At 68.5% G+C, this 13,138-nt stretch carries 16 protein-coding genes and 1 riboswitch; of the genes, 6 read left to right on the top strand and 10 right to left on the bottom strand.

Annotated elements, in window-relative coordinates; genetic code table 11:
* Positions 1–42: 42 nt before the first annotated feature.
* Positions 43–726 (bottom strand): response regulator, encoded by a 684-nt coding sequence (locus ACTAQI_RS12055; protein ID WP_457946128.1) that lies wholly within the window; start codon positions 724–726, stop codon positions 43–45.
* Positions 723–3,296, bottom strand: a complete 2,574-nt coding sequence (locus ACTAQI_RS12060) for a DUF4118 domain-containing protein (protein ID WP_457946130.1) — start codon at positions 3,294–3,296, stop codon at positions 723–725. The genes ACTAQI_RS12055 and ACTAQI_RS12060 overlap by 4 nt, the downstream gene beginning before the upstream one ends.
* A 165-nt stretch (positions 3,297–3,461) precedes the next feature.
* On the opposite strand from ACTAQI_RS12060, the gene ACTAQI_RS12065 reads away from it, so the two are divergent.
* Together ACTAQI_RS12065 and ACTAQI_RS12070 are read left to right on the top strand one after the other, a co-directional pair.
* Positions 3,462–4,208, top strand: coding sequence for an ABC transporter permease (locus ACTAQI_RS12065; protein WP_457946132.1), 747 nt, complete (start codon positions 3,462–3,464; stop codon positions 4,206–4,208).
* Positions 4,209–4,280: 72 nt separating this feature from the next.
* Positions 4,281–5,492, top strand: a complete 1,212-nt coding sequence (locus ACTAQI_RS12070; RefSeq protein WP_457951047.1) for a sensor histidine kinase — start codon at positions 4,281–4,283, stop codon at positions 5,490–5,492.
* Between the two features lie 101 nt (positions 5,493–5,593).
* On the opposite strand, the gene ACTAQI_RS12075 is transcribed toward ACTAQI_RS12070, so the two are convergent.
* Positions 5,594–6,139 carry a YceI family protein gene (locus ACTAQI_RS12075; protein ID WP_457946134.1) on the bottom strand — a complete coding sequence of 182 codons (546 nt, stop codon included), beginning with the start codon at positions 6,137–6,139 and terminating at the stop codon, positions 5,594–5,596.
* A 144-nt stretch (positions 6,140–6,283) separates the two neighbouring features.
* Between ACTAQI_RS12075 and ACTAQI_RS12080 the strand changes: the two genes are divergently transcribed.
* Positions 6,284–6,712, top strand: coding sequence for a hypothetical protein (locus ACTAQI_RS12080; protein WP_457946136.1), 429 nt, complete (start codon positions 6,284–6,286; stop codon positions 6,710–6,712).
* Between the two features lie 41 nt (positions 6,713–6,753).
* Positions 6,754–7,488, top strand: a complete 735-nt coding sequence (locus tag ACTAQI_RS12085) for a CDP-alcohol phosphatidyltransferase family protein (RefSeq protein WP_457946138.1) — start codon at positions 6,754–6,756, stop codon at positions 7,486–7,488.
* Positions 7,489–7,513: 25 nt separating this feature from the next.
* Here ACTAQI_RS12085 and crcB read toward each other — a convergent pair whose 3' ends face one another.
* The 7 genes from crcB to ACTAQI_RS12120 form a co-directional block, all read right to left on the bottom strand.
* Entirely contained in the window at positions 7,514–7,891 is a 378-nt protein-coding gene (gene crcB, locus ACTAQI_RS12090) for a fluoride efflux transporter CrcB (protein WP_457946140.1), read from the bottom strand.
* Positions 7,888–8,415 (bottom strand): fluoride efflux transporter FluC, encoded by a 528-nt coding sequence (locus tag ACTAQI_RS12095; protein WP_457946141.1) that lies wholly within the window; start codon positions 8,413–8,415, stop codon positions 7,888–7,890. The genes crcB and ACTAQI_RS12095 overlap by 4 nt, the downstream gene beginning before the upstream one ends.
* On the bottom strand, positions 8,415–8,963 hold the full coding sequence (locus ACTAQI_RS12100) for a universal stress protein (RefSeq protein ID WP_457946143.1): 549 nt from the start codon (positions 8,961–8,963) through the stop codon (positions 8,415–8,417). The genes ACTAQI_RS12095 and ACTAQI_RS12100 overlap by 1 nt, the downstream gene beginning before the upstream one ends.
* 71 nt (positions 8,964–9,034) lie before the next feature.
* A riboswitch (Fluoride riboswitch) is annotated at positions 9,035–9,121 on the bottom strand.
* A 48-nt stretch (positions 9,122–9,169) separates the two neighbouring features.
* Complete coding sequence (locus ACTAQI_RS12105; RefSeq protein WP_457946145.1) at positions 9,170–9,997, bottom strand: alpha/beta fold hydrolase; 828 nt, start codon at positions 9,995–9,997, stop codon at positions 9,170–9,172.
* Between the two features lie 52 nt (positions 9,998–10,049).
* Entirely contained in the window at positions 10,050–10,721 is a 672-nt protein-coding gene (locus ACTAQI_RS12110) for a haloacid dehalogenase type II (protein ID WP_457946147.1), read from the bottom strand.
* 183 nt (positions 10,722–10,904) lie between these two features.
* Positions 10,905–11,321: a DUF302 domain-containing protein gene (locus tag ACTAQI_RS12115; RefSeq protein WP_457946149.1), complete on the bottom strand. Its 417-nt coding sequence runs from the start codon at positions 11,319–11,321 to the stop codon at positions 10,905–10,907.
* 45 nt (positions 11,322–11,366) lie between these two features.
* On the bottom strand, positions 11,367–11,624 hold the full coding sequence (locus ACTAQI_RS12120) for a metal-sensitive transcriptional regulator (RefSeq protein ID WP_043452296.1): 258 nt from the start codon (positions 11,622–11,624) through the stop codon (positions 11,367–11,369).
* A gap of 124 nt (positions 11,625–11,748) precedes the next feature.
* Between ACTAQI_RS12120 and ACTAQI_RS12125 the strand changes: the two genes are divergently transcribed.
* Both ACTAQI_RS12125 and ACTAQI_RS12130 read left to right on the top strand, forming a co-directional pair.
* Positions 11,749–12,366 carry a rhodanese-like domain-containing protein gene (locus ACTAQI_RS12125; RefSeq protein WP_457946150.1) on the top strand — a complete coding sequence of 206 codons (618 nt, stop codon included), beginning with the start codon at positions 11,749–11,751 and terminating at the stop codon, positions 12,364–12,366.
* A complete protein-coding gene (locus tag ACTAQI_RS12130; RefSeq protein ID WP_457946152.1) occupies positions 12,363–13,121 on the top strand; it encodes a sulfite exporter TauE/SafE family protein in 759 nt (252 codons plus the stop codon). The genes ACTAQI_RS12125 and ACTAQI_RS12130 overlap by 4 nt, the downstream gene beginning before the upstream one ends.
* The last annotated feature ends 17 nt before the right edge of the window (positions 13,122–13,138 follow it).

Consider the following 13,138-nt stretch of genomic DNA (forward strand, 5'->3'; position numbering starts at 1 on the left):
TACGTGTGATGTACGACGGCGGCACGGGCCGTCCGCGGCACGTCACGGCTCGAAGCGGTACCCCATTCCTGCTTCCGTGAGCAGGTGCCGGGGCCGGGCCGGGTCTGCCTCCAGCTTGCGGCGCAACTGGCCCATGTAGACCCGCAGGTAATGGGTCTCGTTCTCGTACCCCGGCCCCCAGACCTTCCCCAGCATCTGCTGCTGCGTTATCAGCCGTCCCGGGTTCCGTGCGAGCAACTCCAGGATGGCCCACTCCCGCGGGGTGAGCCGGACCGGATCCCCGGCACGGGTCACCTTCCGGTTGGCCAGGTCCACCTCGAAATCCCCCACGTCAATGGCGGGCGCGCTGTCCGCCACCTCCGGTGTGCCGCTCCGGCGCCCGGCAACGCGCAGCCGGGCCAGGAGCTCGTCCAGGCCGAACGGCTTGGTCACGTAGTCATCCGCGCCGGCGTCCAGGGCCCGGACCTTGTCCACGGACCCGTGCCGGGCTGACAGCACGATGATGGGCATGCTGCTGGTGCGGCGGACCCTGGTGATCACGTCCACACCGTTGATGTCCGGCAGGCCCAGGTCCAGCACCATGACATCGGGATGGCCGCCCTCCGCATGCTTCAGCGCGGCCGTCCCGTCCAGCGCGGTGAGCACCCGGTACCCCTCCGCCTCCAGATTGACCTGGAGGGCGCGCAGGAGCTGCGGCTCGTCGTCGACTACCAGTACTGTCCTCATGGCGTGCTGGTGCCTGCTTTCCTGCGAAGGGTGGAAACCGCCGGCCCGGTGGAGAGCGGCAGGCGGATCACCATTGTCAGCCCCGCGCCGGGCGTCGGCTCGGCCACCAGCTGGCCGCCCATGGCCTCCGTGAAGCCCTTCGCGACGGCCAGGCCAAGCCCCATGCCCAGGCCTTCGGGGGCGTCATCAAGGCGCTGGAACGGCTGGAAGATGCCCTCGACGGCGGCAGCGGGCACACCCCGCCCGTGATCCACGATGCGCAACTCGCCAAAGGGAATGCCGCCGTCGTCCGCTGCGTGGGACCCGCCCGAGACGCCCACGATCACCACGTCAGACTCCGGCGCATATTTCAGCGCGTTTTCCACGATGTTGGCGATGACCCGCTCCAGCATCCCCAGGTCCGCGTCGACGGCGGGCATGTTGGGGGCGAGCTCAATCCGGATGCGGTCCGCCGGTAGACCTCGCAACGCGTCCTCGATCGCATCGCGCCACGTGACCGGGGCCGTGAGCGGGGCGGCGGACCCGCTGGAGATCCGGGACATGTCCAGGAGGTTGGAGATCAGGGCGTCCAGGCGTTCTGTGTAGGACTCGATCGTCTCAAGCATCTCGGCCTGCACCTCCTCCGGCAGCCGGCGGCTTTGGCGCCGCAGCGCCGTGACAGCCAGCTTGATCCCGGCCAGCGGCGTGCGCAGGTCATGGCCAACAGCCCGCAGGATGGCGGTGCGGACGTTGTTGCCCTCGGCCAGTTTCGCGGTGCTTTGCAGCGTCCGTTGAAGGGAATTGCGTTGGCGCAGCAGCAGCAGATGCGCCCCGTGGGCGGCCAGGAGCAGCCGGTCACCGGCTGTCAGGCTCCGTCCAGTGAGGACCAGCGCTGTCCTGGCGTCGGCAAGTTCCACACTGTCCGTCAACGCCGCAGCATCCGGGGGCGGCGGTGGCGCGTCCCCGGAAAAGGCCTGCAGTTCCCACGCCGACCCGCGGTCTCCGGTGGTGGTGAACAGCCCTGCGGCCCGGACCTGGAAGGTCTCGCGGACCTTTGCCATGAACGCCGCCACGGTGTCGTCAGTGAGGAGGGCGTCGCGGGCGAGGTCGGCCAGGGTGGTGGCTTCCGCGCGCGCCCGGATGGCCTCCCGGGCGCGCCTGGCGGACAGGCCCACCACAAGTGACACCGCCACCGCCGCGCTCAGGAAGACGAACAGCGCAAAAACGTTTTGCGGGTCCTTGATGGTGAACGTTCCCACCGGGTCCGTTTCGAAGTAATTCAGCAGTAGCGCATCCAGGACGGCCGCGAGCACCGCGGGCCACAGGCCGCCGATGAATGCCACCGCCATCACCCCCGTCAGGTGCACCAGCGCATGGGTGGCGAGGTTCAGGTCCGGGTAGAGGGACAGGCCCGCTGTGACCAGGACCGGAAGCAGGACGGCAAGGACGAAGCCGGTGGTGGTGCGCGCACGGCTGAGCGCGGCGCGTGCGGGCGTGGGCAGGCTACGGCGTCCCTGGGGGTGGGACACGATATGCACGTCGATGTCCCCGGAGCCGCGGGCCACTTTGGCGCCCGCCCCGATGCCGAGGATCCGTTTCCACAGGGGCCCGGGCGAGGCGCCGATGACGATCTGGGTGGCGTTGACGCTGCGGGCGAATTCCAGGAGCGAGCCCGCTGCGTCCTCCCCGGACACCGTGTGGAACGTGCCGCCAAGGTCGGTGACGAGCTGCCGCTGGGCTTCCAGTAACTGGCCGGGCGCCGCGGTGCGTCCTTCCCCCCGCCGCACATGCACGGCCAGCAGGTCGCCGCCGTTGACCCTGGACAGGATCCGGGAGCCCCGCCTGAGGAGCAGCTCCCCTTCCGGGCCGCCGTTGAGCCCCACCACCACCCGCTCGCGCGCCGGCCAGGTAGCGGTGATGCCCTGGCTCTTCCGGTAACTGGCCAGGCCTTCATCCACCCGGTCCGCCAGCCAGATCAAGGCGATTTCCCGGAGGGCTATGAGGTTGCCCAGGCGGAACCCGTTGGCCAGGGCGGCGTCAATCCTGTCCTGGGGGAAGACTTTCCCGTCAGCCACCCTTTGGCGCAGGAGTTCCGGTGTGATGTCCACCAGCTCCAGGTAGTCCGCGCGGCGCACCACAGCGTCCGGGACCGTTTCCTGGCCCGGCTGGTCGGTGACGGCGGCGACCACGTCCTTCAGCGAGGCCACGTGCTGAACGGTGAGGGTGGTCAGCACGTCCATCCCGGCGGCCAGGAGCTCCTCGACGTCCTGCCAGCGGCGTTCGTTCCCGCTGCCCGGGGCGTTGACGTGCGCATACTCATCCACCACGGCCACGTCCGGCTTCCGGGCCAAGATGGCCGCCACGTCCAGCTCGGGTACCCCCGCCCCGTGCGCGTCCCCCAGGAGCCGCGGCGCCACGGCGTCGAGCGCCTCCAGGAGCTGCCTGGTTTCCTGCCTCCCATGGTCCGCGGCGATACCGACCACGACGTGCCTGCCACAGGCCGCAAGGCGGTGAGCTTCCCGCAGCATGGAGTACGTTGTGCCGGCCCCTGCAGCCGCCCCCAGGAAGATCCGAAGCGTTCCCCGTGCCATACCCACAGTCTTATCCCCTCCGGCCAGCCGAACCAACTCACGGCGCCGGCAGTGATGGGGCGTCTTGGGAAAACCCGCCAAAGGTGATGGGGCGTGCCGGGAAAGGCGGCAGAAAGTGATGGGGCGTTTGGAGGGGCGACGGCGGCCGCTCAGTAAGCTGGCAGGATGTCCGTGATTGCCGCCCTGCTGCCCACCCTCGTGGCCGTTGCCATCCTGGCGGCACTCACGGTGGGCATCCTGTGGGGCGCCCGGACGCCGTCGTACCTCTCCCCCGCCCTGGCCATCCTGCGCGGCGCGGCGCAGCTGGCGGTCATCAGCCTGGTGCTGGGCGGCGTCATCACCAGCCCGGTGTGGGTGGGGGTGGCCCTGCTGGTCATGTTCAGCGTGGCGTCCGTGACGGCAACGCGACGGCTCACCTGGTCCTGGCCGCGCTTGGCCCTGGTGGCCGCCACCATGGCTGCCGGCATCCTGGTGACGGTGGCCGTTGTGTTTGGAACGGGTGCCATCGAGTTCTCGCCGCGGTACGTGCTGGCGGTGGGCGGGATCGTGATCGGCAACTCGATGACCATCGCCACGCTGGCGGGGCGCCGCTTCTTCGAGGCAGTGGTGGAGCAGTGGGACCAGGTGGAGGGCTGGCTGGCGCTGGGCGCGACGCCCCGGCAGGCCACCCTGCTCCAGGCCCGGCAGGCGGTCCATTCGGCGTTGATCCCGTCCACGGACCAGACCAAGACGACGGGCCTGGTCACCCTGCCGGGGGCGTTCGTGGGCGCCATCTTCGGCGGCGCCTCGCCCTTCGAAGCGGGCCGGTTCCAGGTGGTGGTGCTGGCATCGATCATGGCGGCGGGGTCCATCACCGCCGTGGCGCTGATCCGCTCGCTGGGGAACGTGTTGGTACGGCCCGAACCGCTGTAGGCCCGAAGTCAACGGACAGGCGTCCCGGATCTGTAATGATAGTGCGATGTGCGAACTAGGTGCCCGCCGGTGATGGTAAGTGAGCTGGCCAGGGACGCGGTCCTGGCCAGGACCGGGCTCCCTACGCCAGGACCTGACGCGGACATTGCCGTCCCGTTCCCCTCCGAGCGCCTGCAGAACCTGGTGGAACTGGCCAGGACGGTATGCGGCCAGCCGGTGACAGCCATCAACATCATCACCGAGAACCTGCAGTACCAGGTGGCCACGGCCGGCATGGAGCCGTATCTGTGCTCCCGGGAGGATTCGATGTGCGCTGTCGGCTTCCTCAGCGGCACCCCCACTGTCCTGGAGGATGCCTCACTTGATCCCCGCTACAACACAAACCCTTATGTGGACGGCCGCCGGGGCGAGATCAGGTTTTACGCGTCCATTCCCCTGGTGGCCGAGGACGGCTTCATCCTGGGAACGCTCTGCGCGGGGGCAAGGGAAACCGGGCAACTGAGCGACCGGCAGCTCAAGGGCCTGGAAATCCTCGCCGCCGAAGTGGTCGATGCCCTGCAGCTTGAGCAGCGCGCCCGGCAACTTGCTGACGCGCTCGCCGAGGCTCAACGCAGCAACACGCTCCTTGCAGAGTTCGCAGGCCGGATCAGCCATGACCTCCGCAATCCATTGACTTCCGTCCTGGGCTTCGTGGAACTGGCCCGGGACGAGGCCGGGGAGCTTGAGGACGCCCAGATCGCAGGGTACCTGGATGTGGTGGCCAATTCCGGGCAACGCATGCTGTCCATGGTCACGGATGTCCTGTCCTATGCCACCATCGGCGGGGACGTCCGGCCAACGGCGGTTTCGTTGCAGGACCTGGTCAGGGACGTCGTCCAGGACCTGGCGGCCAGCATCGAAGCGTATGACGCCTCCGTCACCTGCGACGATCTGGCCTTTACGGCAGATGCCGTCCAGATGCGCGTGCTGCTGCAGAACCTGGTCCACAATGCCATCGCCTACAGCCGGCCGGGCATCCCTCCCGTCATCCACGTCACTGGCCACCGGGCCGAGGACGGAACAACCCTGATGGTCATCGACAACGGCAAGGGCATCAGCGAGGCCGACCGGAAACGCGTCCTGGATCCCCTGGTCCGCCTGCACCGGGAGGATGACCCGCCCGGCACCGGGCTGGGCCTGGCCACAGCTGGCCGCATCGCTTCCGCGAACGGAGGGCGGCTTGAAATTGGGCCGGTCCCCGGGGCAGGCACCATGGTCACCATCCACCTGGGCGGCAACAGCTGACCGGACACCTGCGCGGAAAATAAGGGAGCGGTTCCGGACTCCGGAACCGCTCCCTTTGTTCTCACCGTCCCTGTCCCCGATAGGGCGGGGACTGAAAATCCTCAGCCCTGCTTGACCAGCGCCGCTTCCAGGTTGATCTTCACCTTGTCGCTCACCAGCACGCCGCCGGCCTCCAAAGCCGCGTTCCAGGTGAGCCCGAATTCCTTGCGGCTGATCTCGGTCTCGGCGGAGAAGCCGGCCCGGGTGGCGCCGAACGGGTCCACGGCAACGCCAGTGAACTCGACTTCCAGCTCGATGGGCCGGGTGACGCCCTTGATCGTGAGGTCCCCGGTCAGGGTGTAGTCCTCCCCCTCCCCTTCAATGGAGGTGCCGCGGAAGGTCATTTCCGGATACTTTTCGACGTCGAAGAAGTCCGCACCCTTCACGTGCGCGTCACGGTTGGCATCACCGGAGTTGAAGCTGGCAGTGGAGACCGTTGCGTGCACGGACGAGTCCGCCAGGGACTGCCCCACCCGTGCCTCCGCCTGGGCTTCCGTGAAGCGGCCGCGGACCTTGCTGATCCCGGCATGGCGGACGCTGAAGCCGATCTCACTGTGGGACATGTCCAGGGTCCAGGTTCCCGGCGTGACTTCCTTGGGAAGGGTCATTGTCATTCTCCTTACTCGTAGGGCCGCAGGCTCAGCGCCCACTACAGGCGCAAGACTACGGATGCCCCTAAATATTCCCCATAAAACCCGCATACATAAGGGGGCCGGGTGAACCGGGAGGGAACTTCCGGCGTATACATAAGCGTGGCTCTACGATTACTGACCGCCCTGGCGCTGTTCATCGATGCCGGCGTCCACCTTTTCCTGGCCCCGGGCTACCAAAACACGCAGCCGGGCACCGTCAGCCAGGGCACCCTGTTCCTGCTGGAGGCCGCCGCGGCGCTGGCAGCCGGCATTTATGTCCTGGTCCGCGGCAGCAGGGCGGCCTATGCACTGGCCCTGGCGGTGGCACTCAGCGCGTTCGCCGCCGTCGTGCTCTACAGGTACGTGGACATCCCGGCCATCGGGCCGATCCCGGCGATGTATGACCCCGTCTGGTTCTTCTCCAAAACCCTCAGCGCTGTTGCCGAGGGAGCCGGGGCCCTGCTGGCTCTCGCTGGCCTGGTCCGTGCGGGGCGCGGGGGAAGGGCCGACGGCGGAGCCAGGCTTCCGGCCCGGCGCCGCCGGCAGTGAACATCACCGCAGCCGTTGCTACCATGCGGGGGAGGTGGCGCATGCGTGCAGCTGAACGGGCGGTGCCGGACGCGTTCGGCGCCGTTTCGGTCTACGTGTTGTCGGCACTCTGGCTGACGACCCTGTCCCCCTCCGCGATGGTCCTTCAACTGGCCGGCCTGGGCGCCGGCGCCGTGGTGACCGTGGCCGCCGCCGGCTCCGTCCTCCGGCGGATTCCGCGCTTCTCAACACCGGCGGACCGCGTCACCCTGGTGCGCGCCGTCCTGGTGGCCCTGTGCGCGGTACTGTCGGTTCCGCAGCTGTTCACGGGAAGGCGCACGGACCTGCTCCTGCCACTCCTGGGCGGCGCCGCGTTCCTCCTGGACGGGCTCGACGGCGTGGTGGCACGGCGCACCGGTACCTCATCGGCGGCCGGGGCACGGTTCGATTCCGCCACCGACGCCGCCCTGGTGCTTGTGCTGTCCGTCGCGGCCGCTCCCGTTGCGGGCCCGTGGACCCTTGGCACCGGGGCCATGTACTACGCTTTCGTGGCCGCGGGGCTGCTCCGGCCGCACCTTCGCGTGGCGCTGCCGCCCAGCGCATCCCGCAAGGCGATCGGGGCGTTCCAGCCGTTCGCGCTGTTGGTCGGCCTCCTCCCCGGCATGCCTCCGGTGGCCACCGCTTTAGTTCCGGCACTGGCCCTTGGGCTGCTGGTGTTTTCCTTTACGCGCGATGTGGTGCAGCTGGAGCTCCTGCACCGCGCAGGGCTCCGGGACGTGCCCGCCGGGGTGGTTTAGGACCGCGCCGGAGGCCCGGCTGGGTTCACAGGAGGCCTGCCAGGGCGAGACCGCCGGCAGCGGCGCCCACCGCGGCCGCTGCGGTGCCCACCGCGTTGAGGAGGGCCAGGCCAGTGCGGCCGGACTGCACCAGCCGGACGGTTTCGAAGCTTGCGGTGCTGAAAGTGGTGTAGCCGCCCAGGAACCCGGTGCCGGCGATGGCCTGCAGCTCGGGCGGTGCGGCGTGCGTTATGACGGCCCCGGCGAGAAGTCCCAGCAGGAACGAGCCCGTGACGTTGATGGCGATGGTGCCTACCGGCAGGGCGGTCCGGATTCTGGAACGCACCAGGCCGTCGACCACGAAGCGGGTCGCAGCCCCGAGGCCGCCCGCGAGTCCGAGCAGGATGACGGTTACGGCGCTCACTGGCTTCGCTCCTTCTGGCCGGGGGCCGTCCCCCGCCGGGAGGTGGTCCGGGCGTGGTGGGCTGCTGCCAGCCGGATGCCTGCCACTGTTGCCACGGCGCCGACCACCACGGTGGCGCCCAGATACATCAATGCGTCTACGCTGCGGCCGGCGCTGAACAAGGTGGTGGTTTCCACGGCCAGGGTGCTGTAGGTGGTGAAGGCGCCCATGAACCCGGTGCCCAACAGCAGCCGGACCAGCCGCAGCCGTCCCGCATCCGGGCCGCGCCGGGCCAGGGCTTCAAGCAAGGCGCCCAGCAGGAACGCGCCGGCCAGGTTGATGGCCAGGGTGGGTACCGGCCAGCCGCCGGGTGTGGGCAGGATGCTGCTCAATCCGTAGCGGGCCAGGGCGCCGAAGGTGCCGCCGACGATGACCACCAGGACAAAACCGGGATGCAGGTGGACCGGCCGGTGGGCCCGCACCTCGCCCAGGGTTCCCTGGTCTGTTGCCTCGGACGCTTCGGATCTTGGGGTCCGTTGCTCCATCAGTGTCCCGCTTTCGGCTGGTGCCTGGGGTGTGGGGCGAGCGGGACAACCAGCACGGGCCGGTGCTGGCGGTGGGTGAGGTGGACCGCAACGGATCCTACGAGCAGTTCCTCGAGCCTGGCCCCGAGTCCGCGCTCACGGGTGCCCACCACGATGACGGCCGCATCAGTGGTTTCTGCCAGCCGTCCCAGCGCCCTGGCCGGGTCCCCGGCCAGGGTCACGAAGGACCAGTCGATCCCGGTCCCGCCAAGGGCTTCGCGGAGGTGCCCGGCGATCGAGGCGCTGATCCCTTCGATGTCGTCATCAATCCCGTCGGGATCGATGGGGCGGGCCTCCACCCTGCCGTCGGGCTCTTCAGCGAGGTATGTGGTGACGTCCACGTAGGCGCAGACCAGCTTCACCCCCAGGCTGTAGGCCAGTTCGGCGGCACGGTGGGCGACGGCCAACGGCTGGCCCGGCACCACCCCCATGAGTACCGGGCCGCTGATCTTCTGCGGAACGTATGGCATGCCGCCGGTACGGGGGTGTGGTTTCTCGGGCTCAGTCATGCGTTCTCCTGTTCGGGGTGGGGCAGGAAGACTGGGCCGGGTGCGGGCATGGGTCACCTGCCTTCGTTTCAGCAAAGGCAGGAACCATCAGCCAGGCGGCGGTTCGAAGACCGTGAAGTTGCGCGGGTCTTCCGGCGGGATCCATCACCGTGCACAGAGACTACAGGCATTCCCGAGGCGTCCGCCACCGTGACGGCAACCCAGGTTTACGGAGCGCCGGCGAGGTGATCCAGGATTGCTGTTGCGATGGCATCCGGTGAGTCTTCGGTGGGGATGTGCTTGCCTTCCACCTGAACGAGGTCCGCGTTGGGAATCTCGTCCACGTACCGGCGGGCAAACGCTATTTTCTGGAAGTCGTCGTCCCGTCCCCACACCAGGCGCGTGGGTATGGCCGCTTCCTTGAGGGCAGGCACCAGTTCCAGGGTGTACCGGGAATCCGCGGCCGCTGCCATGGCCATCCAGGAACGCGCGCGGGCCGGGGATTGCCAGGGTGACAGGTAGTCCGCCAGCTCCTCGTCGCTGAAGGTGCGGATGGCACACGCCTGGGTGGACTTGCGGCGCGCGGCGAGGAGATCCTCCCCGCTGGTGTTCCTGCGCACGGCGGGGTCCCGGAAACGTTCGACGGCGGGCACCGGCCAGGAATCGAACATGACAGCGTTCATGAGGACCATTTTGCGGACCCTCCCGTTGGTGGCCGCGAGCTGCTGCGCCACGCCACCGCCGATGTCATGGGCGGCGACGTCGAACTGCCCCACGCCCAGGGCATCCGCGGCGTGGAGCACTGTCTGCGCGAGGGCAGGGACCGTGGCCTGCTCGACGGTTAGTTCTCCCCCGCTGCGGCCGAACCCCGGAAAGTCCAGTGCGTAGCAGCGGCTGCGTTCGCCAAGTGCCGGCAGGACGGGCTGCCACACGCGGCTCCAGAAGGTGCCGTGCAGCAGGATCAACGGCGGGGCGGCGTCATCCCCCGCGGCAAGGTAGGACAGCGGAACGCCGTCCACCTCAACAGTGCGGCGCTCGACGGCGTGTGCTGCCATGGGTGGTCTCCGTTTCCGTGCGTGCGGGTTGCCAAGAGTGCAGGTGAGGTGCCTACGCGGCGAGCACCGGGGGCAGTTCAGTAAGTGCGCTGATGACGATATCCGGGGCCTGGAAGTAGGAGGGGTAGCGGGCGCCAGTCCGGTTGATCCAGGCAGTCCGCAGTCCGGCCCCGGCCGCCCCGTGGATGTCCCAGGGGTGCACGGCGACCAGCACCATGTTTGAAGGCTCTGCCTGGGCCGATGCTGCCGCATAGTCATACGCGGCCTTGGCCGGCTTCCAGGCAGGCGCGTTCTCCACGGACAAGAGCAGCTCGAATTTGTCCCGGATGCCGCCGGCGAGAAGCAGCTTGTCCGTGTTGGCGGCCGCGCCGTTGGTCAGGGTGACCAGCCGGTGCCCGGCGGCGGCCAGGGCCCGGATGCCGTCCGGGACGTCCGGATGGAGGGAGAGGTTCTGCAGGGCGGCCATGACGCGTTCGACGGCGGTGTCCAGGTTCCCGGAGACCCCTTCGGCTGCCAGCAGGGTACGGAGTGCGTCGGCGCCGATGGCGGCGAAGGCCGTGTTGTCCCCGCTGGCGGTGAGGGCGAATCCGTCCCGCAGGAGCGTGGCGAACCAGAGGTTGGCCAGTTCGCGGCGTGCCCCGACCTGAGCGAATGCTTCCCCGAGCGGGGCCATGTCTGAGAGGGTCTCGTTGACATCAAAAACGATGACCAGTGGTGCCGGCATAATTTCCCCCTCCTCTTCCGCGTGCGGTTCCCGCGTGCTCCTTCACAAGCGCGCGCGGGTTCCCCTGATATCTACCCAACATTCCGGGACGCTACCCAAATAATCCGTGCGCCCTGGAATATGAGCGTCACGGATATCTATGGGTGTCGCCAGAGGGGTCCACTGCGGGGCGGCCGGTGACCCTTAAGCTCCCGCTTGGTCCAGGCTGGCGAGGGCCTTGCGCAGGCGGGTGCCGGCGTCGTCCGCCACTTCCTTGACCGAAGGCGCTTCGCTGAGCTGCACCATGGTCTGCGGGTCGATGGCCTCAACGGTCGTCTCGGCGGCATCAGCCGCCCGTCGCACCACCACGTTGCAGGGCAGGAGGGCCCCCATTTGCGGTTCGGCGGCGAGGGCGCGGCTGGCAAGGGCGGGGTTGCAGGCCCCGAGGATGACGTAATCCCCGACGGCGTCCGCGGCTTCGGCGCCAAGCTTGGCTTCAAAGGTGGACCGGACGTTGATTTCAGTCAGGATCCCAAACCCCTGCGCGGCAAGGGCCTCGCGCGTGCGTTCCAGCGCTTCGGCCCAGGGAAGGGAGACGGTGGTGGCCAGGGTGTACGTCATGGTGCTCCTCAAATGTGCAGGCGGTCCGGTGTTTCGGCGGGCTGGTTAGGCGAGGGAGAGGAAAAGCTTCTCCAGGTCCTTCCGGTCCATGGTCTCGTCCTTCTGGACGATGCACTGCTCCAGCCCGGTGGCGATGATGGCAAAGCCGGCCCGGTCAAGGGCCTTGGACACGGCCGCCAGCTGGGTGACGACGTCCTTGCAGTCCCGGCCTTCCTCGAGCATGCGGGTGACGGCGGCGAGTTGGCCCTGGGCGCGCTTGAGGCGGTTGATCACGGGTGTGAGTTCGGTTGGGTTCAGTTCCATAAGGGGGTCTCCATCGATGAGGTGCTGCGCCCAACTATATACCCCCATGGGTGTTTTGACTACCCCCGGGGGTATCTGTAATACTCGGTGGGGTATCCACCCGACCCCTTCCGAGAGGCCACTTATGACTTCCCCCGCCAAGGCAACCGCCGTCACCGCACTCGCCCCCGACACCCTGCAGTCCTGGATCAAAGAGCACCAGGACCTCGTGGTCATCGACGTGCGGTCCGCCGCTGAATTCGAATCCATGCACATCCGCGGCTCCTACAACGTGCCGCTGCCGCTGCTCTCCGAGCACACCGACGAACTCGCCGCCAGGCTGGGGTCCCGCGTGGTCCTGGTCTGCCAGTCCGGCGTCCGCGCCGAACAGGCCCGCCAGCGCATGGCCACCGTTGGCCTGGACACCGCCTACGTGCTCACCGGCGGGGTTCCCGGCTTTGCTGCCGCCGGCGGCGAAGTGGTCAAGGGCAAGGACCGCTGGGACCTGGAACGCCAGGTCCGCATGGCCGCAGGCTCACTGGTGATGCTGGGCCTAATGGGAGGCAAGTTCGTCTCCCCCAAGGTCCGCATGCTGGCCGGCGCCATCGGCACCGGGCTGACGTTCTCGGCCGCGACCAACACCTGCGCCATGGGCAAGGCCCTCTCGGCCATGCCGTGGAACAAGGCCGCCCAGGAACCCACCCGCGAAAGCGCCATCCTGCAGCTTCCCGTGCAGACGGCTGAAGAGGGCGCGGCGGCATGATCCCGGCCCTGGGACTGGGGCTCGTCGTCGGCGTCGTACTGGGCGTTGTGGGCGGCGGCGGGTCCATCATCGCCGTTCCGGCCCTGGTGTACGGCGTGGGCATGAGCCCCGCCCAGGCCATTCCCACCTCACTGCTGGTGGTGGGCATCTCCTCGCTGGCGGCCCTGCTTCCCCGGATCCGGGAGGGCTTGAACTGGCCCGTGATCGCCATGGTGGGCGCCGCCGGCATCCCGGCGGCCTGGGCCGGAGCGGCCGTAGGCAAGCTGCTGGACCCGAACATCCTGATGCTGGCATTCGCCGTGATCATGGTGGCCGCGGGCATCCGGATGCTCAGCAAACCCCGCGAAAGCGAAGGCTCCTGCAGCACCGGACCGCACCGGGCCTTCCGGTCCTGCGCCCCGAAGGCCGTGGGGGTGGGCCTGCTCGTCGGGTTCCTCACCGGCCTGCTTGGCGTGGGGGGCGGCTTCCTCATCACCCCCGCGCTGACCATCTTCCTGGGCCTGCGCATGAAGCAGGCCGTTGGAACATCTTTGGCGATCATCGTGGTCAATTCCGCCGCAGGGTTCAGCGCCCACGCGGCCGGCTACACCATCGACTGGGCCACCACCCTGGCGTTCGCCATCCCGGCCATCGTGGGATCGGTGGTTGCCGCCCGGTTTGCCCGCCACCTGCACGACAAGCACATTCGCATCTCGTTTGCGGTACTCATCTTCGCCGTCGCGGCGTGGGTCACCGCCGGCACGGTCACCGCCTGACCCATCCATAGAGGAGA

The sequence above is a fragment of the Pseudarthrobacter sp. alpha12b genome (assembly GCF_054130495.1).